Genomic DNA, 22,478 nt, shown 5'->3' with positions numbered 1-22,478 from the left:
TGTCCTACACCATCGTCCATCCCACAAGCCTCTATCACCCTCATTCTCTGGAAACAAACTGTTGCCATCGTCTTGTCTTTAATTCTGGGTAGAGCTAGCTCCAAATATCATTTTATCGTCCATCCAATAACCACCTATCACCCCCATTCTCTCGAAACAAGCTGTTGCCATCGTCTAGTCTTTAATTCCCAGACAACTGCCAAGCATCATTGCGTCCTTTAAATAAAAAAATCCGCTTATTAAGTAATAAGCGGATCTATCGAATCATCAACCTCTATCAGGATTCAGGTTGTAATACAGCCTCTGCTTCAGGCATAATTTTTACCTTATTTAACTGTCTTAAACCCTCAAAGAAGATCAATCTTTCTTGCGATTGGATACCTGATAATATATTAGGCTCGATATTATGAATAAAGGCTTGGTCGATTATCTTATTATCCAACTTCGATGAAGATAAAACACGAATCGCCGTATAACCATTTGGATTCGATTCTAAGACAACTTTAGGAAAATCTTTTTCTGGGACTGACAATACATCATGTAAGGTATTCAACGATAATCCTGTTGTAAAGTAACTCAATTCGACGACCTTATCGTTTTTACCCTGATATTTTTCAGCCGCTTGTTTGGCTTTCTCCATGGCTTTTTGGGCCACTAATTGGTTCACAATAATAGGTTTGGCTTCAATATAGTTTGGAGAAAACGCAGGTGTCACCTGTGTGACACGTAACACCAACTGTTCAGAAGGCGAAATTTCAATAACACCAGAATTTTGTTTTTCATCTAAGACTTCCTTAGAAAAAACCGTGGCACGCACTCTTGGAATTTCAAATAACTGAACAAATTCTGGCGATATGCTTTTACCTGAGATTTCTGGGTCGATCAGTCCATCACGTGTTAATCCTTTGATGGAATAAACAGGCACGCCTACAGCACTAGCAATACTTTCTAACTCATCATGAATTTCATAAGCCTTATCTTGCAATGTCGTGGCCATCGCATTGAATTTTTCTGCTAATAGCTGTTCATAAACTTCTTTCTTAATCGATTCTTTTACCGCATCAAACGATTTCACCACGGCAGGTTCTACTTTATCAATATGAACAATGTGCCATGCTCCTGCATACAAGATGGGATCCAAAACCGCATTAGACGAAGCTTGGTAAACCGCTTGGCTTAATACACCAAACTCATCTTTTGAAATAAAGCCAATATGACCACCAGAGGATTTCGTGGCTAAATCATCTGAATGTAATTTTGCTAATTCAGCAAACTTAGATGGATTTTTTCTCGCCTCTTGTGCCAATGATTGGGCTTTTGCTTCAATTTCTTTCTGTTCTTGCTCAGAAGCCGATGCTGGAATCGTTAAAATAATATCACTGATTTCACGTCTTTCTGGTGTACCGTATTTTTGGATATTTTGGTCATAATACTGTTTTAAATCGGCTTCTGTCACCGTTTCGTTTAATTGTTTTTCAGCTGCTTCACGGTTTAACAAGATAAAAGAAACGTCCACTGTCTCAGGAATTTTCAACGTATCTTTATTTTTCTCATACCACTGATGCATTTCCTCGTCTGTAACATTAATCGAAGACTGATAATCGCTGGCTAAGAAATTTTTCAACGTAGCTTTACGCACTTGAGTTAGTGACTGTTTCATATCATTTTCTAATTTATTTGAAATGATACTGGTTTTGACCACGGGGTCAAGCACTTGAGACAAAGCAATATTATTAGCCAAATAATTTTCGTACTGCTCAGCTGTAATACGGAATGAACGCAAATAATTCAAATATTTTTCTTGAGAAAACACACCGTTTTCTTGGAATTCAGGGTTACTTGCAATAACCTGACGTAACATTGCTGTTGTCGCACGGAAATAGTTATTACGAACCGTATCACGTGTTACCACTTCATTAATCATCGCATTAAGAAAATCTAGGCGATTTTGGTGAGTGTCAATCATAGAAACATCAAAGTTTGCACCTAATTCAGAACGTTGGCTCTCAATATAATGATTCCATGCCTGTTTAAACTGGTCTTCTGTGATTTCAGTGTCATTCACTTTAGCAATAACCACTTTATGAGTCAGAAAACTCGTATATCCTGCTACGCCAAAGAATATAAAGGAAGGAAATACCAGTAATGCTAATAAAATTAGTACGACTCGTTGATGTCTTCGAATAAATTCCAACATGAAACAACTCTCTACGATTAATAAAGTAAAACAAATGATTTTATCATGTTACGCGGATGTTTTTATCACAAAATGAGCATTTTCATCCTGTGCCAACATTTCACATAAAACAGGCATGGCCTCCTTTAACTTTTGTTCAAGTTGATAAGGAGGATTCACGATAAATAAGCCACTTCCATATAAACCCACCGCTTCGGGCGATTTCACTTGCAATGAAACATGCAACCATGAGACCTTCATTTTTTCAAGCTGTTTAAGCATCTCTTGTCGTTCTACCCGTTTAACCAAAGGATACCAAACGATATAACACCCCGTGGCAAAGCGTTTTAATGCTTCTTGTAAACACGTGATCACCGACTGATAATCTCGCTTATTTTCATAAGACGGATCAATGATGGTAATAGCTCGTTTAGTGGGTGGCGGTAATAAAGCTTTAATTCCCACAAAACCATCAGCATGAAACGTCATGATATTTCTTTGCAAGGCTCTGTCTTGGGATTGGACAAACGCGTTTAGATTTTGAAACTCATTAGGATGCCATTCAAAAAAGCGTAATTTATCTCGGTCACGTGACATAGACATCGCTATCCACGGCGATCCAGGATACACATTATCCTCCATCGTATCGTGAATAAACGTAAGATAATGATCGATCAGTTCGGGGCAATGAGGACGTTCTTTAAGTCGTTCGACCCCATCATAAAACTCCCCTGATTGCTGGGCCCATTGGCTAGTTAAGTCATAGACCCCTGCACCTGCATGCGTATCAATTATCCAAAAAGGATTATCTTTTTGTTGAAAATAGCGAATAATGTCCAAAAACACCGCATGCTTTAACACATCAGCATGATTACCTGCATGAAACCCATGTCGATAGCTAAACATATTGAGTCAGTCCCATACTCAATGGACTTAAACGCTCCATTTCGTCAGTAATAATGGCATCACATCCCCATGAAAACAACTCTTTGGCACGGCGATAATCATTGACCGTCCACACGCATACGCGAATATTCTCTTGATGGAATTCATCGATCAAAGGCTTAGTGACGATTTTGTCATCTAAGTTAACCGCTACGCATCCCAACTCTTTAAACACTTGCATATAATTTTCAGGCAAAGCTTCGCATAAATAAGCTCGAGCGATCTCAGGTGCTTCTGCTTGAGCGGCTCTTAATGTTTTTTCCTCAAATGAAGAAAGCAACACGGGCAAATCTGCGTCTTTCCATAAGGTTTTCACCGCACGAGCAACTAAGGTACCTGTTTCTTCTTCACGTCCTGGGCAAGGCTTAATCTCTACATTACAATACAAACCATTTTCAATCGTGTATGAGGCAATACTCGCCAAACTAGGGATCGATTCACCCGCATAATAAGCACTATGCCAAGAACCAAAATCTAAAGACAATAATTCCAAATAGGTTTTCTGTGCCGCTTTTCCTTTGCCATTTGAAGTGCGATCAACGTCATCATCATGCAATAAAACCACATGATTATCTTTACTTAACTTAGCATCAAACTCAAACATTTCAAATCCATGATCTGCCCCACATCTCATGGCAGCCAAGGTATTTTCAGGTGCAAACTTACCTGCACCACGATGAGCGATTAATTTAGGATAAGGCCAATTTTTTGTATTCATCATTAACTCTCTGGATAAGTAATATCAATAATTTCTAATTCTTTCGGTCCTGAAGGTGTTTGCAAAAAAGCCGTATCCCCTACTTTTTTACGTAATAAGGCCTTAGCAACGGGCGAAACCCAACTGATTTTCCCTGCCAAAGGATCGGCTTCATCCACACCAACAATCTGTACATGCACTTCTTCGTCTTGTTCATCAATATAATCAACACAAGCACCAAAAAACACATAGTCTTGGTTAGGTTGTTCTGAAGGGTCTATCACTTCAGCCAACTCTAAACGTTTGGTCAAAAAACGGATACGCTTATCAATTTCTCTTAAACGTTTTTTGCCATAAATATAATCTCCATTTTCCGAACGATCGCCATTTGAAGCGGCCCATGAAACAATATTCACCACTTCTGGACGTTCTTTATTGACGAGATGTTGAAGTTCATCTCTTAACTGTCGATAACCTGCTTTGGTTATGTAATTTTTTTCACTCACACCACAACTTCCATATAGGCGTTACATGACTCGGTAATGCTGGCACCTTACCGATCATCATTTCATAAGGTTTTATCCCATGATAGTCTGAACCACATGAGGCATAAAACCCCCATTCATTCGCTATCTCAGCGTAAGTTCGATACAACTCCTTACGATGCGAACCAGTGACTACCTCAATACCTTGTCCTCCCGACTTTTTGAACGTTAAGCACAAAGCATAAAATTCCATTTTGGTTAACGCATATCGGCCTGGATGAGCAATCACCGCCACGCCACCAGCTTGTTTCAAATAAGAAACGGCTTCTTGGATACTGGCCCATTTTCCAGGCACATAAGCGGGTTTTCCATCGGCCAAATATCGATCAAACGCTTCATTAATATGTTCCACGCAACCTTTATCAGTCAAGTAGCGTGCAAAATGCACTCTGCCAATTTGTAGCTCGCGTTGGCAATATTGTAATGCTCCTTGATAAATATGGGGAATATGAATAAGGTCTTCTAATTTTTCAGCCATTAATTTTGCTCGTCGGATTCTATCTTCCTGTATCGAACGTAAAAACTGTTTCAACCCCTCATGTTGGTCATCAAAACCTAAGCCTACAATATGCACGGTTTTATCCATAAACAAACATGAAATTTCCACACCGTTAATAAACGTCAATCCCAAGGATTCAGAGGCCTGTCGGGCTTCAGCCAATCCCATTATTTCGTCATGGTCCGTTAAAGACCAAGTATCCGCACCATGTTCATAAACCATATGGGCTAATTGGCTGGGGCGATAAATACCATCCGAAACATTTGAATGACAGTGTAAATCTTTACTCATAAGCAGACCTTTATTCAGGCATTAGCATACCATGTAATCTTTTAAATAACCACTTTTGAGACCAATAACGATTTTTTCTGGCCGTTGAAATTTCTATATCCTGTTCAAAGAAATTAAATTCTATCGCCCCCTCTACCACATTTGCCCAACGATGACTGTCTTTCCAGCGATTCCAAACAGAAAAATGAGGATGTTTAAATCGATTCAAAAAGCCACTTTGAAACACAACATGATCGACTTTTAAGTGTTCAATGAGTTCACGGCTGGAGGAGGTCTTAGAACCATGATGAGCAGCCATTAGCACACTAACCTGTCCTAATTGATGGGTCGCGATTATCTGTTTTTCAATACGTTTACTCACATCCCCTAATAACAAGGCTGAACGCCCTTTTGCATCTTGAACCCATAAGACACAAGAGTCATCGTTACTACTTTTTGCTCGCATCAAAGAACGATGATTTAAAAAACGAAAACTTAAATTCTCCCAATTAAATGACTGCTTATCATCACATGGTTCATACATCACTTGAGGAGAATGTAGCTTAATCTGAGTTTGATAATTTGCTTCCTGTAAAGCCAACCAAGCATCTACCTGAAATGAAGCATAGATATGTTCGATCTTTATATTTTCCAATAGACTGATCAAACCACCCACATGATCATTATCAGAATGAGATAAAACCAGCACATCAATCTTATCGATACCTTTGGCTTGTAAATAAGGCAAAATCACCCTTTTGCCCATATCGTAATCTAAACCATAAGCAATGCCCGTATCATACAGTAGTACTTTGTCTTTCTCGCGGATGATAATGGCACTTCCCTGTCCGACATCAAGAGCGACTAATTGCCAATTGGCCACAGGTATAACCGAGCTTAACGTCAGCAAAGGTATCATTAGTAATATTGCTGTTTTCTTCCATGGCAAAGCCAACATAATCATGCCGATTAAACTTAATAAAAACACATTCGTGGTGGGTGCTGACATAGGAATTAACGCCCATTTCCAATCCGCCAAATACTGTATGAATATCATTAAGCTTTCTAGACAAAAATAGGTCAATGCCGCCAACTGAATACTCACGACATCCATGGATTCAAAACAGCTCAGAATGGCCAATAACAGGCTTAATGGCGTAATGATAAAGCCGATTAAAGGAATCGCTAATGCATTAGCAATCGGTGAAATTAACGAAACTTGATGGTATAAAAAAATAAGTATAGGAATCAGTGCAAAGGTAATCACCAGCTGAGCTTTGATCAGTGCAAACCCCAAATGCAACTGAGAGGCATAAAACAAAATAGCGACCGCAATAAATGATAAATAAAAACCGCTAGCTAAAACCGCCCAAGGATCCCATAACAACACGCCCAAAGCTGCCAATAATAAGGAATCGATTAAGGCCACTTTTCTCATAAACACCAAACTCATACTGGTAATGGCCAGCATAAAAAAGGTTCTTTGTGCAGGAATCCCCCACCCTGCAATAAAACAGTAAAAACAAGCCACCATCAGCCCCAGCACCAATGCCATATGATTGATATTGATGTAGTCACCCAGACATAAACCACGTCGCTTGATTCTTGCCCCCAATTTACTTAATGCAAACACGACCATCGTGCATAACATGGTGATATGCGAGCCACTGATGGAAACCAAATGCGTAATGCCCGATATATTAAACAAATTCCATTGTTCTTGAGTGATTGAAGCTTGATCCCCTACCACCAAGGCTATCATGATGGGTTGATATGCTTTATTGGGTAATATGCGACTTAATTGTTGCTTGATTTTTTGTCGAAGCAAATCTATCGCACAGTCCGCAGACCAATCACCTTTCTCGATGGCACGGATTTGCTTTGCTTGCCCCACTGCCAGTACATCATGAGCAAAAGCATATTGTTCGTAATCAAAGGCATGAAAATTCTGTAAAGCGTGGATAGGACGCAATGATACGGTCAAAGCGATTTCATCACAAGGTTCAAGGTCCGCTTCAGACTCATATAAAGAAGACTTAATGTGTAATTGAAAATATTCTGGCCATGAAGCCTGATTATCTTGCCCAACTCGTTTGACCATCATCGTTATTTGATTAGGACGTTTAACGGGTAAGCTAATCACTTTAACCGTTAAGGAAATGGACTGATTGACGACTGCAGCATCTAATCTTTGTTCCAGACGCATCCAAGCTCGATAATGACTGTATAAAAACGCCAAGATACAAATCGATACAAAAAAGGCACCTGTTCTCGTTTTCTGAAAAAAGAAAAACGGAACGCATATCCCCAAAGCAAGCAGTGCATGGAGAATATATAAATCAGGTAAAAGCTGGACACTGGCAATGCAGATTAAAACAGCAAAGATGAGTAATCTAAAAAACATAGGCACAACCTTAATGGTCATGCCTAGTGTAAATAAATCAAAGAATACTAACTAGGTATATTTTGTCCTATTCGATGATTAAGTTTTTTGGATAATAAAAGCGTCCGCATAAAAATCATCCGCATTTAACCCCGATTTTAAGAACGCATGTCTAGCTGACTCAATCATCGCAGGTGAGCCACATGCATATACCTCATACCCTGTTAAATTCGGTATATCGGACAACACCGCATCTTGCACATAACCTGTTTTTCCATGCCAATTTTCTGCTGGTTTTTCTCGCGATAGAACTGGAGTAAATTTAATATGAGGATAGGTTTGGACCCACTGTTCAATTAAAGACTGCATATACAGATCTTTTTGGTAGCGTCCACCCCAGTAAATATGAATCGGACGTTGTAATGAGGCGTTAATCGACGTTTCAACCAAAGCCTTAATCGGTGCAAAACCCGTACCCGTTGCCAACATAATAATAGGTTTATCGCTATCTTGACGTAAGTAAAACGTACCTAAAGGCCCCTCAATACGCAAAATTTCCCTTACTTTCATCGCGGTTTGACCTGCACCAAATACATGATCGGTAAACATTCCAGATGGGAGGTGGCGAATATGTAATTCGAGCTGTTTCTGTTCATTGCTAATATTGGCAATGGAGTAAGCACGTCTGACATTTCCCTTTAGAATAAACTCGATATATTGGCCAGGATAGTAATGAAAATCTTCGTTTGCAGGCAGTTGAAGCGTTACTTTCATCACATCATCTGATAAACGATCTAAACCCATCACCCGTACAGGTAATTTGCGAATACGAACATCACCCGCCAAACGAACTTCATTGACCTCAATTTTTAAATCAGAAAGCGGTTTAGCCTGACATAATAAGGTGTATCCTGCTTGGATTTCGGTAGTCTCCAGCAAGTTTTCTAACGGCACATCCGTGGTTTTTCCTTCCACAATTTTTCCTTTACAGCTACAGCAATTACCGCCTTTGCAACTATAAGGAATAATGATACCCGCCTCTAACGCAGCATCCAATACACTTTGATATTCATTAACTTGGAACTGATGGCCAGATGGCAAAACAGTAACCTGATAACTCATGTCAACGTCCTTCTGAAAATTGAAACTTAGGATTTTAATACAATATAGCGATTAAGGATTCGATTTATCTCAAAGATCAATTTGTAAATGTAACGATTGTCCTGGATGATAACGTTTAAACGCCATCACACTGATGATCTCACCCGATGTCAACAATAAATCATAAATACAGTAATCGCCCATAAAAATAAACGACTTAACCACTGCATTATGAGGCATCGTGTCTGTGTTGAGACTAATTTGATGTGGCCTCAAATGTAGGATAATGTCCGCTTCCTGATGTTCATAATGCAAGCCCTCTAAGGTTTTTAACGGCCCCAAAGCCGTTTCATAACCATGGTGATTTTTCTTTGCTTTTAATAAGGTAGTATGGCCCAGCATCGTTGAAATAGCGTTATTTTGAGGAAAATCATAAATGGCCATCACGGTATCAATTTGCTGAATATTTCCCTGTCCCATCACGGCAATGCGATCAGATAGAAACATCGCTTCAGCTTTATGGTGGGTGACCATAATCGCACTCATTTGTGATTGTTTAAATATCTGTCTCATTTCACTCATTAACTCTTCTTTGACACTTTGGTCTAAGTTAGAAAACGGTTCATCTAATAACAGTAAATGAGGTTTACGCACCAATGCCCGAGCGATAGCCACTCGCTGTTGTTGACCACCTGATAACTCATGCGGATAGCGATCAGAAAAATGTTCTAATCGAACCATCGCTAGGCTTTCTCTGGCTAGCTGCGTTTGAGTCGTTTTATCTAAATGTTCCAAGCCAAAGCAAATATTTTCGTTCACGGTCATATGTGGAAATAAAGCATAGTCTTGAAAAATCATGCCGACAGGACGTTTTTGTGTCGGTAGGCAGTACCCTGCTTCATCAACAATCTGACCCGCAATACGAATCGTGCCAGCGTCAATCGATTTCAAGCCAGCAATCGCTCGTAGGATCGTGCTTTTTCCACAACCCGAAGCCCCCAGCAAGCTTAAAATTTCTCCTTTGTTCAAACTTAAATGACAAGATTGAATGACGGTTTGCTGTCCGTAAGATACCTTTAAATCCTTTATTTCCAAGCTTAATGTCATTTTCTTTTATCCATAGAATACGTCAATAATAAAACAGGAGGCAATCCGATCAAAACCATCAATAATGCTGGAATAGAAACCAGTTCAAAACGTTCAGTGGCCATATATTGATAAATATAAGTTGATAAGGTTTCTACATTAAATGGACGCAGTAATAAAGCCGCAGAAAGTTCTTTTAGAGACTCTAAAAACACCAGCAAAAAAGCCGTAAACAAACTACTTTTTAACAAAGGCAACCAAATTTTCTGTGCGATTGACCTCAAATAATGGCCTTGTAGCTTAGCGGCTTCATCATAACTATTTGGAATTTTTTCAAATCCAGATTCCACCGATCCAATCGCAACAGCACTGAATCGACAAAGAAAGGCAAAGCCAATCGCCAATAAGGTACCGCTAAAGACTAAGCCAATAATGGAACCTCCAAAATAAACCACCCCATCATTTATCCAATGATCCAAGGTACTTGTCACGATTAGCACCCCAATGGCCAATACCGTGCCAGGTATGGCATACCCTAACGAGGCCATTCGTGTTAACAAGGTGGCATGAGGAAAATTCACTCTTTTAGCCACTTGGAGGATAAACGCGATGATGACTGCGATCAAAGCCACCCAAAAAGCTAAGGAAAAAGAAGTCATGGACATTTGGTAAAACACGGACCAATCCGTTTGATCAATATACACATATGCTTCATTTATTAACCAAATACTAGGAACTAAAAAAGCCAAGCTCCAGACTAATGTACACCAGCCTGTCATCAACCAAGCATTCACTTTCTTTGGTTTCTCTAGCACAATGGGTTCATATTCATGAGCGTATAATGTCGTTTTTCTTCTGCTTCTTTTTTCTAATACAATGAGTACGACCACAAATAATAAAGTCAAGCAGGACAATTGCGATGCCAGTGGCAAATCTCCCAAATCAATCCATGCATTAAAAATCGCCGTGGTGATATGCCATACTGAAAAATACGCGACGGTACCGTAATCAGCCAACGTTTCCATCGCCACCAGCGTGGATGCCACGGCAATCGCAGGTCTAGCTAATGGTAATTGTATGCGCCAGAAAATCTGTTGTTGGCTTTTCCCCTGCAACTTTGCGGCATGGATCAAGGACATAGACTGTTCAGAAAAGTTAATATTACTTAGCCAAAATATATAGGGCGAAAAAACCAAAGATAGCACAAAGATAGCACCTCCCATGGTTCGCATATCCACAAACCAATAGTCTGATGCCGTCTGCCATTCAAATAACTGCCTTAAAAAAATCTGAATCGGTCCCGCATAATCTAAGATATTCGTATAAACAAAAGCCACTAAATAGGCTGGCAAGGCCAATGGCAATAACAAGGCCCATCTAAAAAACTTTCTCCCTGGAAACTGAAAGCGACTAACAAAGTAAGCACTGGGAACGCCCCATATAATGGCCATTAAACAGACCCCTACTAAAAGGATCAGGGAGTTTTTGATATAGATGAACAACACCGTATGATATAGGTGTGAAAAATGTTCAGAGAATCCCGAAAAAGATTCCCAAAATAAGGCAAAAATAGGTAAAAAGAGTAAAAAAGCTAGCAACCATATAAGATGGTGCCAGCTTTTTTTAGTTAATGAACGATTCTTCTTATTCAACGTCAAACTTCACTTCATCAATTAACTTTAACGCTTGTTTATGGTATTTGGCAATCTTCTTCAAATCAACAGAATCTTGCTTAAATGTTCCCCAAGACGCGACTAATTTTGAAGTAGGCACACCAGGTTTAACGGGATATTCATAATTCACATCAGCATACATTTCCTGAGCTTTATCACCCGTTAAGAACTCGATTAATTTAATCGCTTCTGCTTTATTAGGAGCGTATTTAGTTAACGCGACACCTGAAACGTTCATATGCGTTCCTTCCGCCTGTTGGTTAGGGAAGTTAATATAAGCTGATTCAGCCCACTGTTTTTGTTCAGGTTTCTTATCATTCGTCAACATATTACCGTAGTAATAAGAGTTACCCAACGCGTAATCGCACACCCCTTCCATGATCGCTTTGACCTGATCACGATCGCCACCTTGAGGTTTTCTCGCTAAATTAGCTTTAACGCCCTCAAGCCATTTTTTAGCCGCTTTTTCACCATGGTGTTCGATAATAGATGCCAATAATGAAACGTTATAAGGATGTTTACCAGAACGAACGCATACCTTACCTTTATACTTAGGATCGGCCAAATCTAAGTAAGTAAAGTTTTCAGGTAAACGACCCACTCTATCTTTAGACGTGTAGATGGCTCTGGCTCTTGATGTCAATGCTACCCAATCATCAGTGCGGAAATTCGCTGGAATATTTGCGTCCACGACTTTTGAGTCAAATGACTGGACCAATCCCTCGTTCACTAATTCCTGTAAACGACTAATATCCACCGTTAAAACAATATCCGCTGGGCTTAATTTACCTTCACGTTTTAAACGTTCTGCAATCCCCTCTTTGACATAAATTGCATTGACTTTAATGCCTGTTTCTTTAGTAAACTCATCTAACATCGGCTTAATAAGATATTCTTGGCGGTATGAATACACATTTACATCTGCTGATGCTGTTGTGGCGATGATAGTTGAACCTAAAACACTAAGTAATGCGTAATTTAATGAACGAAGTTTCATCATTCCTCCCATATAAAATAATTTCGTTTTCGATTACTCAAGCTATCATACTTGAGGTTTTAATATTTTTCAATAAGAATGAGAATGATTATCAAAAATAATTTAAATAAAAAAGAAAATCATCCTCATTTAGGGACGATTTTCTTTAAAAATGTTGTTTTTTTGTTTATAAAGAAAATAAACTTGCCTGTTTCATGCGTACTTGCAATAACTTACCTTTTCTGGCACGTTTACCCTCATACTCTTTCAAATCATCCAAAGTAAGCAAATCTTCGGTGTGTTTGCTACGATAAATGCCACTGGCTTTAATTCCTTGTGGACCAATAGGAATGACCTGAGCCAATGAATCTTTAGGATCTAAGCCCATTAATATCGTACCTAATCCACCTGAAGATAGTACTTTAAGCTCATCTTTTGAGATTACCAAGAAACGTCCTGATTCACTGAGCAAACCAATCATTTGGGCCGTTTCATCTAATAAAACAGGTTTTAAAAGCTTAGATTCATCGTCCATCGTGATAAAGTTTTTACCCGCTTTTAGGCGACTTTCCATATCAGAGAACTGACAAACAAACCCTAATCCCGATGTTTTGGCCAAAATCCAACGAGAATCTGACGCACCCACGATAGCATGGGCAAACTTCGTGCCTGATTCTAAATCTATCATGGTAGTAATGGGTTGTCCATCACCTCTAAATGCAGGTAAATTCGCAACTGGCAAGGTATAGACACGCCCGTTTGTCCCCAAAACAATCATCTTATCAACGGTGCGACATTCATAAACAGCGTAGAGCTTATCCCCTGTTTTGAAACTTACATTACTTAAATCATGACCATGGCCTTGGCGAGAACGAATCCAGCCCATCTTCGAGATCACGACCGTGACGGGTTCATCAATGATTTTTTCTTCAACACTGGCTTTATCTGCCGCTTGAATTAAGGTTCTGCGTTCATCACCAAATTGTTTGGCATCGGCTTGAATTTCTTTTATCATCAATTTTTCAAGTGCCTTGCCATCAGTCAATAAATGTGTCAGCTCTTGTTTTTGGAGGATCTTATCGGCCAATTCCTGTTCAATTTTGATACCTTCTAATTTTGCTAACTGACGCAAACGCATCTCTAAAATATCTTCGGCTTGACGCGAGGTAAGCTGGAATCGAGCCATTAGTGCGTCTTTAGGCGTTTCAGATTCACGAATCACCGCAATGACTTCATCAATATTTAAATAAACAATGCGTCTTCCCTCTAGCACCTCAATACGGTCCATGACTTTGTCCAAACGATATTGTGTACGTTTTAGAACCGTATTTCGTCTAAAAGCCAACCAGTTTTTGAGAATATCAAGCAAGCTTCTTTGTGCAGGACGACCATCTAAACCAATACAAACCAAATTAAGCTGAACATTACATTCCATGCTAGTGTGAGCTAATAACATATTAACAAACTCATCGCGATCAATACGCGAGGATTTTGGCTCAAACACTAATCGTACAGGATGATCTTTACCTGATTCATCTCTGACCGTATCCAACACATTCAACATCGCTTGTTTTGCTTGTTGTTGCTCAGAGGTTAATGTTTTTTTGCCTGCTTTGATTTTCGGATTCGTTATCGCTTCAATCTCTTCAAGCACCTTTTGGGAGGACGTACTAGGAGGCAATTCATAAACAACTAATTGCCATTGGCCTCTTGCCATCTCTTCAAATTCCCATCTTGCACGGGTTTTCAAACTGCCTTTCCCCGTGAGATACATTTCTGACAACTCTTCTGGTGTATTGATAATCTGTGCTCCCCCCGAAAAATCAGGACCAGGAATCAAGGTCATTAATTCTTCATGACTGAGCAAAGGATTTTTTAATAAACTAATGCAGGCTTGTGCCACCTCACCTAAATGATGTGATGGAATTTCAGTCGCCATGCCCACCGCAATACCTGAGGCACCATTTAATAACATCATTGGCAAACGAGCAGGCAAACAAACAGGCTCCTCTTGTGTACCGTCATAATTAGGCGTGAATTCGACTGTTCCCTCATCCAATTCATCCAATAAAAGTGAGGCAATCGGCGTTAAACGGGCCTCTGTATAACGCATGGCAGCGGCACCATCCCCATCACGCGACCCAAAATTACCTTGTCCATCAATCAAAGGATAACGTAATGAAAAATCCTGAGCCATGCGAACCATTGCTTCATAAGCAGCACTATCACCGTGTGGATGGAATTTCCCTAGCACATCCCCTACTACGCGAGCCGACTTAACAGGCTTAGCCCCCGCCTTTAGGCCCATTTGATTCATGGTGTATAAAATACGTCTTTGGACAGGTTTTTGTCCATCGCTAATTTCGGGTAAGGCACGACCTTTGACGACGGAGACTGCATAGTCTAAATAGGCCTGTTCGGCATATCGTCCCAATGTAATCGCATCATCGTCTTGATTAAAAATAGAATGAATTTCGTTCTGCATTTAAATATCTACCTGTGCTAAATTTCCTTTTTCTTCTAGCCAACTACGTCTGCTTGGTGATTCACTTTTTGACATCAGCATCGAAAATACTTTTTGAGTTTCTTCTGCGGTCATTTGACCCAAGCCGACTGGACTTAAACGACGCGTATCGGGATTTAACGTTGTCTCCCAAAGCTGTTGGGCATTCATTTCACCCAAACCTTTGAAACGACTGACTGACCATTGGGTTTCTTTATGGCCTTCTTTTTTCAACTTATCGATTGTTTTATTCAATTCTTTTTGGTCTAAACAATAGATTTTACGAGCAGGACGTTTTCCCTGTGCCGCGACATCCACACGGAATAAAGGCGGACGAGCCACAAAAATAAAACCATTTTCAACCAACTTGGGAAAATGCTGATAAAACAAAGTCAACAACAATACCTGAATATGCGAACCATCCACATCCGCATCCGATAAGATACAAATACGACGATAACGTAAGCCAGACAAATCGACATCTTCATCGGGTCGATGCGGATCCACACCGATAGCCACTGAAATATCATGAATCTCATTATTCGCAAATAAACGATCTTTTTCGACTTCCCAAGAATTTAGCACCTTACCACGCAAAGGCAAAATCGCCTGAAATTCCTTATCACGCCCCATTTTGGCCGATCCACCAGCAGAGTCCCCCTCCACTAAAAAGATTTCCGTGCGAGTGCTATCTTGTGATTCGCAATCGGTCAGTTTACCTGGCAAAACGGCCACGCCTGAACTTTTACGCTTTTCTACCTTCTTCGTAGCTTTAGCACGTGCTTGAGCTTGTTTAATCACAAAATCAGCCAGTTTTTTACCGTATTCTACATTTGCATTTAACCAAAGCTCGCATTGTGAACGCACAAAATTACTGACTAAACGCAAAACATCACGGCTGTTGAGTCGTTCTTTGGTTTGTCCTTGAAACTGAGGATCGAGCACTTTAGCTGATAAAACAAAGCTTACTCTTGAAAACACATCGTCAGGCAATAATCTGATTCCTTTTGGCATCAGATTGTGCATTTCAATGAAGTTTTTCACCGCATTAAACAGCCCTTCTCTTAGACCTGCTTCATGCGTACCTCCTGCTGTAGTGGGAATCAAGTTCACATAAGACTCACGTGTTATCGCTCCCTCTGTGGTCCAAGCCAAAGCCCACTGTGCTCCCTCACCCTTTGAGAAATGATCATCTGACTCACTCATATATTCCTGAGCAGTAAAAATAGAGGTCAACATCCACTCAGGATCCAGATTCTCCGCCAAATAGCCTTTTAGCCCATCTTCATAACACCAGTCGTATTCCGTATCCGTTTTTTCAACTTTTAAACTGACCTTAATCCCTGGCATCAACACTGCCTTCGATCTTAGCAAATGGATAAGTTCATTAACGGGGATAATAGCAGAATCAAAATACTTGGGATCTGGCCATACATGAGCCTTCGTCCCAGAAGTTCGTTTACTCTTCGTTTCAGCTATGATATGCAACGGTTCAGCAACCTGCCCTCCATTTTCAAAGCATAAACCATAAAGATGCCCATCTCTCTGAATTTCTACTTCTAGTCGGGTAGATAGTGCATTCGTCACCGAAACCCCTACACCATGCAGTCCGCCTGCAAAAGCATAAGCACCATCAGCTTCTTTATTAAATTTTCCACCTGCATGCAAACGAGTAAACACAATCTCGGCAACGGGTACTTTTTCTTCGGGATGCAATCCTGTCGGAATTCCCCTACCATTATCTGCTACGGTTACACTCTGATCGGCATGTAAAATCACTTCAATACGTTTAGCAAACCCCGCCAAAGCCTCATCTGCCGCGTTGTCAATAAGTTCTTGGACAATATGTAAAGGATTATCTGTCCGAGTATACATACCAGGACGTTCACGTACGGGTTCAAGTCCTTTTAACACTCGAATGGACGACTCATCATAATGACTTTTTGACACCAATAATACCTCATTAGTACTGTTATTAATTACAGATATATTTTATATGATTTCGTGAAGTCTTGTCTGTTTCTATTGAAAAAAAATTTGATAACAATATATAATTGATAAATTGTGCGAAAAAGGAATCGATAAAAATGAGTAATTTAATAAAAAGCGTCAATGATGCCTCTTTTGAATTAGATGTTTTAGAATCTGATATTCCCGTATTAGTTGATTTTTGGGCCCCTTGGTGTAATCCATGCTTAGCCATTGCACCTTTATTAGAAAAAATCGCCCAGGATAATATTGGAAAATTGCAAGTGGTTAAAGTCAATGTTGATGAAAATCGTGAAACACCTGCTCAGTACGGTGTTCGTAACATCCCAACATTATTAATGTTTAAAAACGGACAGTTAGCCGCTTCTCATGTCGGTGCGAACGGACTACTTGAATTTGTTTCTAAAAATCTTGTATAATCTGAACCAATTCATTGCTAAGTGTCTATCTAAAGGTCGAAAAGACGAATGATTAATAATGAGATAGACACTTAATATTCTTAATTTTTCTCCCATAAAATAGTAAAATCTCATGCATCTTAATGATCTTAAAGCTCTTCATGTATCTGAGTTATTAAACATGGCAGAGCAACTAGAAATTGATAACGCCAACCGCTTTCGCAAACAAGAACTCATGTTTGCCATCTTAAAAAAACATGCAAAACAAGGCGAACAAATTTTCGGTAACGGCGTATTAGAAGTATTACCTGACGGTTTTGGTTTTTTGCGTTCGCCAGAAACATCTTATTTGGCCAGTACGGAAGATATTTATATTTCACCGTCCCAAATCCGTCGTTTTAATCTTCATACCGGCGATATGATTGAGGGTGAAGTTCGCGTTCCTAAAGACAGTGAACGTTACTTTGCTTTGGTTAAAGTTGACAGTGTAAACGGTGTCGCACCTGAAATTATGAAACATCGCATTATGTTTGATAATTTAACACCTTTGCACCCCGATCGTTCGCTACGTTTGGAACGAAACCTAAAAGGCGAAGAAAACTGTACTGGACGAATTTTAGATATTTTTGCCCCATTAGGATTTGGTCAGCGTGCCTTAATCGTTGCCAGCCCTAAATCAGGTAAGACTATTATGATGCAAAGAATTGCTCATTCTATTTCTGAAAATAATCCTGATGCGACTTTAATCGTCTTATTGGTAGATGAACGTCCCGAGGAAGTTACTGAGATGCAACGCACTGTTCGTGGCGAAGTGATTGCCTCTACGTTTGATGAACCTGCTAATCGTCACGTACAAGTAGCGGAGATGGTGATCGAACGTGCCAAACGTTTAGTTGAAATGAAAAAAGATGTTATCATCCTGCTTGACTCGATTACTCGATTAGCACGTGCTTATAACACAGTTATTCCCTCTTCTGGAAAAGTATTAACAGGCGGGGTGGATGCTAATGCACTTCACCGTCCCAAACGTTTCTTTGGTGCTGCTCGTAATCTTGAAGAAGGCGGTTCTTTGACAATTATTGGTACGGCATTGATTGAAACAGGTAGTCGTATGGATGAAGTGATTTATGAAGAGTTCAAAGGCACAGGTAACTCTGAAGTTCACTTAGAACGTCGATTAGCTGAAAAACGCTTGTACCCTGCTATTAACCTGAATAAATCCAGCACCCGCCGTGAAGAACTATTACTGCCTCCAGAAATTCTCCAAAAAGTGTGGGTACTTCGCAAATTTATCCATGATATGGATGAAGTGGAAGCCATGGAGTTTATTATCGATAAAATTCGTGCAACAAAAACAAATGACGAATTTTTCGATATGATGAAAAAATAAACGTTCTTCTCATACTGACTCAGAGATAATGAAGAAATAACACTTCTTTTATACCGACCAAGACTGGTCGGTATTTTTTATCACCTCACGTTTTTCTGATCAGTAACGCACATCATTCAAATCCAGATTCACAGTGTTACGCCACCTACATCACAAGCCTACATCCTCCCATCTTGCGGTTGAGGGTTTGTCTGTATGACGAATAAGGCTGAGGTCATCACTTCATTTCTGACGCTAACACGGTGTCGCCATCTACATCACAGCTCCACTCATCTCATCTCGTGGCTAAGGGCTTATCTGTATGATAGATAAGGCTGAGGTCATCACTTCATTTCTGACACTAACACGGTGTCGCCACCTACATCACAGGCCTACATCCTCCCATCTCGTGGCTGATGACTTGTCTGTATGATGTGATGCTGATCGCCTGATAAACGTTTCAAACTTCACTTTTTACCCATATAAACCGCTGTGGTTTTCTCTTTCCCAATCTGAAAGACCAAACGCTGATAATTACCTTTTATAACGAGATAGGGTTCATTTCGGTATGTTTTTAGTGGCCAAACTTTACCATCTTCTAATTCAACAAATACGGCAGGAATGCTTTCCATCGAAGCCAACTGCACCCATACCTCTTTTTCGGTGCTAAAGACCTGTGTGACCATCGTTTTACGACTTCCATACAAATTCCAATGAAAATCATACTGCTGTGCATATCGATTCACACTTTCCCAATTCGGTGAGGAACGTCTGACTTTTAACCAAGCTGGCTGATCGGACATACATCCCGTTAAAAATATGGTCAATACGAATAAAACAAGTTTTTTCATTTTCACTCCTTTTTGTTCTTCATCATCATATTGCACTGTTTTGATGAAAAAAAATATTGTGGACTCTACGCAAATAAGTAGTTTCACTTATTACTTTATCCATATAACCACATGATTCAGCATATTTTTTGGGAATTTAATTTTAAATTATTTTAAATTTAATATATTTTTCTTAAAATAAAGACAATATGAGGTAATAGGAGATCATCATGGGGAAGAAAGAACTCTTTGTGGAAAAAAGAGGTGTACGTCAAATCACTTCAATAAACAAAAATGTGAAATCTCTACGTCTTAACAAGAAACTCAATTCTTGTGAACCATCGAACACCGCCCAAACACTTTCAAACAGGCCAACAACCCCTATTAATACAAGCTACAATCAAGCCATTCATCAAGAAGCAAGTCTATTTGTTAATAAAATTACGCCTGCCAAAATGAACAACAAATTACCAACAGATAAAGAAAAAGCAACAGAAATCACTCAAGAAAGCATCCATAAGAACTCAAGACTTAATCATTCTTCAGCAAATTTAAAAATTCAAAATCAAAAACTATATCTATCCCCAACATCTTCTGATACTTCAATTATTCAAGAATACGACTGGATCGGTCAAATTCTTAAAGAATGGAAATTGCTAACGCCCGGAAAAATTAGTCTTATTTTTGGTCCCAAAGGCATTGGTAAAACACAATTACTACTATCTATTGCAGAATATTTGGCACATACTCATTGCGTTATTTTTATCTGTGGAGAGTATTTAAAAGAAAAAATCAAATATCATCTCATTCCAAAATATACTCGCCTTGCTTTAAAAGATATTAAATACCCTGATTTTCTTAATAAAAAAGAAAAAGATTACATTCAATCCATTCAAGAAAAATTAAGCAAATTAAAGTTGTATCACTTTGATTTTGAACTAAAAACTGCAGATGACATTTGGATTCAAGCAATTTTACACCAATGCAAAAATAAGAAAAAAATACCAAACATTCAGCCCGTTATTATCATTGACGGATTACTACGATTTTTACCCTATCACACCGACTTAGTTAGAAGTAAATTTGTAATTGATGCATTTAAAGATATTGCAAAAAGACTGAAAGCTCCTATTATTCTTAGCAATCGAAGTTATGATGATTATATTGAAGACTATGAAGAATTAGCATTTACAGGTATTTGTCCAACATTCTTTGATGAAGTGATTCAATTATTTGAACATAAGAGACAACGTACAGAAACCGAAAAAGTAATCAAAGTCTATAACCAAGCAAAATTAGATATGTTTTTACTGAAATATCATCAAACATTTATGTACTTTGAACCTTTTATTTCGCAACCTTTAACGAACTACCCACCTTGATGTGGAGAATATGTCAAAGCTAATTCCCCTTCATTTTATAGCATACAAATAATATCTAAATGTAAAAAACACAATAAAATCAAGTCGATTGGTTGGGTTTTCTTATTATTGTAAACTGGCATGTAATGTAATTTAAGGTCTACATTAGAGCAATAAACTGTAACGGTGAGAATTCTCGTTTAACTTAAATTTTATGGTTATAACCATAAAAAACTTTTTATAATATATCGACTATTCTGTCACATACAAGCCGTATCTGAGACAATTAAGCTCTATACTAAACCGAGTATCATTCTTAATGAAGTTAAGTTTTGTATGTTCAAATGTGACGAACTTTAAAGCCATTGCCATTTTTTGTTATCATCAAAACAAATGAGCCACTGTATCTATCTTGCAATATCCCAACCTTGACAAGGTTTTCATACAAAATTAAGTTTATTAGTTATATAAACATATCTTAAAAAATATTGTTCATAAATAACGATATATTTACAATACAGAACTCATCTATCAATTCTGAGAGTTGATCAAATTAATATTCTATAAAAGAGGCAATTAAAAATGGAATTAAAAAAATTTCCTAATCATAATATTTATATTGAATGTCCCGATTATCACCTTAAAAATTATCTGGTTTTTGAGTTAATGACAAATAAGCAAAAATAGGTTTATATGAAACACCCTATTTATCGCAAACCAGATAATGAACATCATATCGTTTTTGTCAAATCAACAAAATTTTTAAAAATGTGGCAAAATACGCAATTTCCACAAACCCCCGAACTTAGGTTTGGAAATGAAATGGATTGGCGTAATGACTATAAATTCCGAGATGCTGAAACAGGATTTAGCTATGGTCTCTCAAACCCAGTACCACTTGCTCAAATAGCGTATGAGCAATACATAAAACAGGAGTCTGTATATATTAAACCATTTATCTGGTTTAATAAATTAATCAGATATTCTCAAAGAACTGAAACTGCTTGTTCATTTATAGATGGAATAAGTCGAACCATTTGGTTGTTTGCGAATGAGGTACAACCGTTTCCAGTATATACATACAGCAAAGAAAATGCTAGATTACTCGCAGAATACGCTGGTATATATTCAGAAGCATATTATGGATCACTAGAGCTAAACAAAGAGCTTGAAAAGATAAGTGAAATTAATATTTATAATCCACACTAACTGTACTGATAATATTTAAGCTTTAAATGAAATACTCCAACCTTTTAGTACTAACGCCTTATCGGAATATAAGTCAAGATAATAACGTAGATAAAATTAAAATCATTGAGAAAAGTTTACGGTTATAGAAAAATGAAAGTAAGAGATTGTTTGAATACATTAGAAAATTATAAAGCTAATATCTTATTTAATAGAAATGCTATTTCTAAAAGATATGAAAAAATAAACTATTTGAAAAATGATGAAGTTAATAATATACAAAGAAATAAAAAAACAAACTCAAATATTATACAGTCTATATTAGAAACTATTTTTGAATATCAAAGTGAGATATTAATCTCAACATATTCTGCAGGGTTTTCAATTATGGTTCAGCAGAAATCTATTGTGCTACAAAACTTACCTAAAACCGATCTTTTTGATAATAAACTATTATTTAAGTGATGATATTAAAGAATAATCAAAATA

The 22,478-nt window shown here is 38.4% G+C and carries 18 protein-coding genes; 5 read left to right on the top strand and 13 right to left on the bottom strand.

The window, feature by feature from the left end:
* Positions 1-277 precede the first annotated feature (277 nt).
* The 12 genes from IX83_RS03980 to parE all read right to left on the bottom strand — a co-directional run bounded on the left by IX83_RS03980 (position 278) and on the right by parE (position 16,807).
* A complete protein-coding gene (locus IX83_RS03980; RefSeq protein ID WP_038499477.1) occupies positions 278-2,197 on the bottom strand; it encodes a SurA N-terminal domain-containing protein in 1,920 nt (639 codons plus the stop codon).
* 48 nt (positions 2,198-2,245) lie between these two features.
* Entirely contained in the window at positions 2,246-3,082 is an 837-nt protein-coding gene (locus IX83_RS03975) for a 23S rRNA (adenine(2030)-N(6))-methyltransferase RlmJ (protein ID WP_038499474.1), read from the bottom strand.
* A complete protein-coding gene (ugpQ, locus tag IX83_RS03970; RefSeq protein WP_392387053.1) occupies positions 3,075-3,842 on the bottom strand; it encodes a glycerophosphodiester phosphodiesterase in 768 nt (255 codons plus the stop codon). Before ugpQ ends, IX83_RS03975 begins: the two co-directional genes overlap by 8 nt.
* Positions 3,842-4,324, bottom strand: coding sequence for a transcription elongation factor GreB (gene greB, locus IX83_RS03965; RefSeq protein ID WP_077315961.1), 483 nt, complete (start codon positions 4,322-4,324; stop codon positions 3,842-3,844). The genes ugpQ and greB overlap by 1 nt, the downstream gene beginning before the upstream one ends.
* Complete coding sequence (locus IX83_RS03960; RefSeq protein ID WP_038499471.1) at positions 4,317-5,153, bottom strand: PHP domain-containing protein; 837 nt, start codon at positions 5,151-5,153, stop codon at positions 4,317-4,319. The genes greB and IX83_RS03960 overlap by 8 nt, the downstream gene beginning before the upstream one ends.
* Positions 5,154-5,163: 10 nt before the next feature.
* A complete protein-coding gene (locus IX83_RS03955) occupies positions 5,164-7,536 on the bottom strand; it encodes a DNA internalization-related competence protein ComEC/Rec2 (protein ID WP_038499468.1) in 2,373 nt (790 codons plus the stop codon).
* Positions 7,537-7,614: 78 nt separating this feature from the next.
* The gene (locus IX83_RS03950; protein WP_038499465.1) at positions 7,615-8,637 is read right to left on the bottom strand and encodes a CDP-6-deoxy-delta-3,4-glucoseen reductase; all 1,023 of its coding nucleotides are present in this window, start codon (positions 8,635-8,637) and stop codon (positions 7,615-7,617) included.
* Positions 8,638-8,706: 69 nt separating this feature from the next.
* Positions 8,707-9,723 (bottom strand): ABC transporter ATP-binding protein, encoded by a 1,017-nt coding sequence (locus tag IX83_RS03945; RefSeq protein ID WP_038499463.1) that lies wholly within the window; start codon positions 9,721-9,723, stop codon positions 8,707-8,709.
* A complete protein-coding gene (locus IX83_RS03940) occupies positions 9,720-11,153 on the bottom strand; it encodes an ABC transporter permease (protein WP_051919243.1) in 1,434 nt (477 codons plus the stop codon). Before IX83_RS03940 ends, IX83_RS03945 begins: the two co-directional genes overlap by 4 nt.
* A 193-nt stretch (positions 11,154-11,346) precedes the next feature.
* A complete protein-coding gene (locus tag IX83_RS03935; RefSeq protein ID WP_038501504.1) occupies positions 11,347-12,375 on the bottom strand; it encodes a Fe(3+) ABC transporter substrate-binding protein in 1,029 nt (342 codons plus the stop codon).
* A 163-nt stretch (positions 12,376-12,538) separates the two neighbouring features.
* Complete coding sequence (gene parC / locus IX83_RS03930) at positions 12,539-14,836, bottom strand: DNA topoisomerase IV subunit A (RefSeq protein ID WP_038499460.1); 2,298 nt, start codon at positions 14,834-14,836, stop codon at positions 12,539-12,541.
* Positions 14,837-16,807: a DNA topoisomerase IV subunit B gene (parE, locus tag IX83_RS03925; protein ID WP_143244854.1), complete on the bottom strand. Its 1,971-nt coding sequence runs from the start codon at positions 16,805-16,807 to the stop codon at positions 14,837-14,839. It abuts the gene before it with no gap.
* A 134-nt stretch (positions 16,808-16,941) separates the two neighbouring features.
* Between parE and trxA the strand changes: the two genes are divergently transcribed.
* Together trxA and rho are read left to right on the top strand one after the other, a co-directional pair.
* Positions 16,942-17,262: a thioredoxin gene (trxA, locus tag IX83_RS03920; RefSeq protein WP_038499456.1), complete on the top strand. Its 321-nt coding sequence runs from the start codon at positions 16,942-16,944 to the stop codon at positions 17,260-17,262.
* A gap of 112 nt (positions 17,263-17,374) precedes the next feature.
* Entirely contained in the window at positions 17,375-18,631 is a 1,257-nt protein-coding gene (gene rho / locus IX83_RS03915) for a transcription termination factor Rho (protein WP_038499452.1), read from the top strand.
* 446 nt (positions 18,632-19,077) lie between these two features.
* Here rho and IX83_RS03910 read toward each other — a convergent pair whose 3' ends face one another.
* Complete coding sequence (locus IX83_RS03910) at positions 19,078-19,461, bottom strand: TrbG/VirB9 family P-type conjugative transfer protein (protein ID WP_051919240.1); 384 nt, start codon at positions 19,459-19,461, stop codon at positions 19,078-19,080.
* Between the two features lie 209 nt (positions 19,462-19,670).
* Here IX83_RS03910 and IX83_RS03905 point away from each other — a divergent pair, with 209 nt between their 5' ends.
* The 3 genes from IX83_RS03905 (at position 19,671) to IX83_RS03895 (ending at position 22,454) form a co-directional block, all read left to right on the top strand.
* On the top strand, positions 19,671-20,822 hold the full coding sequence (locus IX83_RS03905) for a DnaB-like helicase C-terminal domain-containing protein (RefSeq protein ID WP_038499449.1): 1,152 nt from the start codon (positions 19,671-19,673) through the stop codon (positions 20,820-20,822).
* 672 nt (positions 20,823-21,494) lie between these two features.
* Positions 21,495-22,010, top strand: a complete 516-nt coding sequence (locus IX83_RS03900; RefSeq protein WP_201770258.1) for a plasmid fertility inhibition factor family protein — start codon at positions 21,495-21,497, stop codon at positions 22,008-22,010.
* A gap of 150 nt (positions 22,011-22,160) precedes the next feature.
* The gene (locus tag IX83_RS03895; RefSeq protein ID WP_158074734.1) at positions 22,161-22,454 is read left to right on the top strand and encodes a PoNe immunity protein domain-containing protein; all 294 of its coding nucleotides are present in this window, start codon (positions 22,161-22,163) and stop codon (positions 22,452-22,454) included.
* Positions 22,455-22,478 lie beyond the last annotated feature (24 nt).

The organism is Basilea psittacipulmonis DSM 24701 (assembly GCF_000743945.1).
Lineage (GTDB): Bacteria > Pseudomonadota > Gammaproteobacteria > Burkholderiales > Burkholderiaceae_B > Basilea > Basilea psittacipulmonis.
Note: the sequence above shows the minus strand (reverse complement) of the source record. Positions and strands in the feature narration are given on the sequence as shown.

Coding starts and splice junctions, on each gene's coding strand:
- IX83_RS03980 (WP_038499477.1), bottom strand. CDS start 2,197: ATGTTGGAATTTATTCGAAGACATCAACGAGTCGTACTAATTTTATTA.
- IX83_RS03975 (WP_038499474.1), bottom strand. CDS start 3,082: ATGTTTAGCTATCGACATGGGTTTCATGCAGGTAATCATGCTGATGTG.
- ugpQ (WP_392387053.1), bottom strand. CDS start 3,842: ATGATGAATACAAAAAATTGGCCTTATCCTAAATTAATCGCTCATCGT.
- IX83_RS03960 (WP_038499471.1), bottom strand. CDS start 5,153: ATGAGTAAAGATTTACACTGTCATTCAAATGTTTCGGATGGTATTTAT.
- IX83_RS03955 (WP_038499468.1), bottom strand. CDS start 7,536: ATGTTTTTTAGATTACTCATCTTTGCTGTTTTAATCTGCATTGCCAGT.
- IX83_RS03950 (WP_038499465.1), bottom strand. CDS start 8,637: ATGAGTTATCAGGTTACTGTTTTGCCATCTGGCCATCAGTTCCAAGTT.
- IX83_RS03945 (WP_038499463.1), bottom strand. CDS start 9,723: ATGACATTAAGCTTGGAAATAAAGGATTTAAAGGTATCTTACGGACAG.
- IX83_RS03940 (WP_051919243.1), bottom strand. CDS start 11,153: ATGGCCATTATATGGGGCGTTCCCAGTGCTTACTTTGTTAGTCGCTTT.
- IX83_RS03935 (WP_038501504.1), bottom strand. CDS start 12,375: ATGATGAAACTTCGTTCATTAAATTACGCATTACTTAGTGTTTTAGGT.
- parC (WP_038499460.1), bottom strand. CDS start 14,836: ATGCAGAACGAAATTCATTCTATTTTTAATCAAGACGATGATGCGATT.
- trxA (WP_038499456.1), top strand. CDS start 16,942: ATGAGTAATTTAATAAAAAGCGTCAATGATGCCTCTTTTGAATTAGAT.
- rho (WP_038499452.1), top strand. CDS start 17,375: ATGCATCTTAATGATCTTAAAGCTCTTCATGTATCTGAGTTATTAAAC.
- IX83_RS03910 (WP_051919240.1), bottom strand. CDS start 19,461: ATGAAAAAACTTGTTTTATTCGTATTGACCATATTTTTAACGGGATGT.
- IX83_RS03905 (WP_038499449.1), top strand. CDS start 19,671: ATGGGGAAGAAAGAACTCTTTGTGGAAAAAAGAGGTGTACGTCAAATC.
- IX83_RS03900 (WP_201770258.1), top strand. CDS start 21,495: ATGAAACACCCTATTTATCGCAAACCAGATAATGAACATCATATCGTT.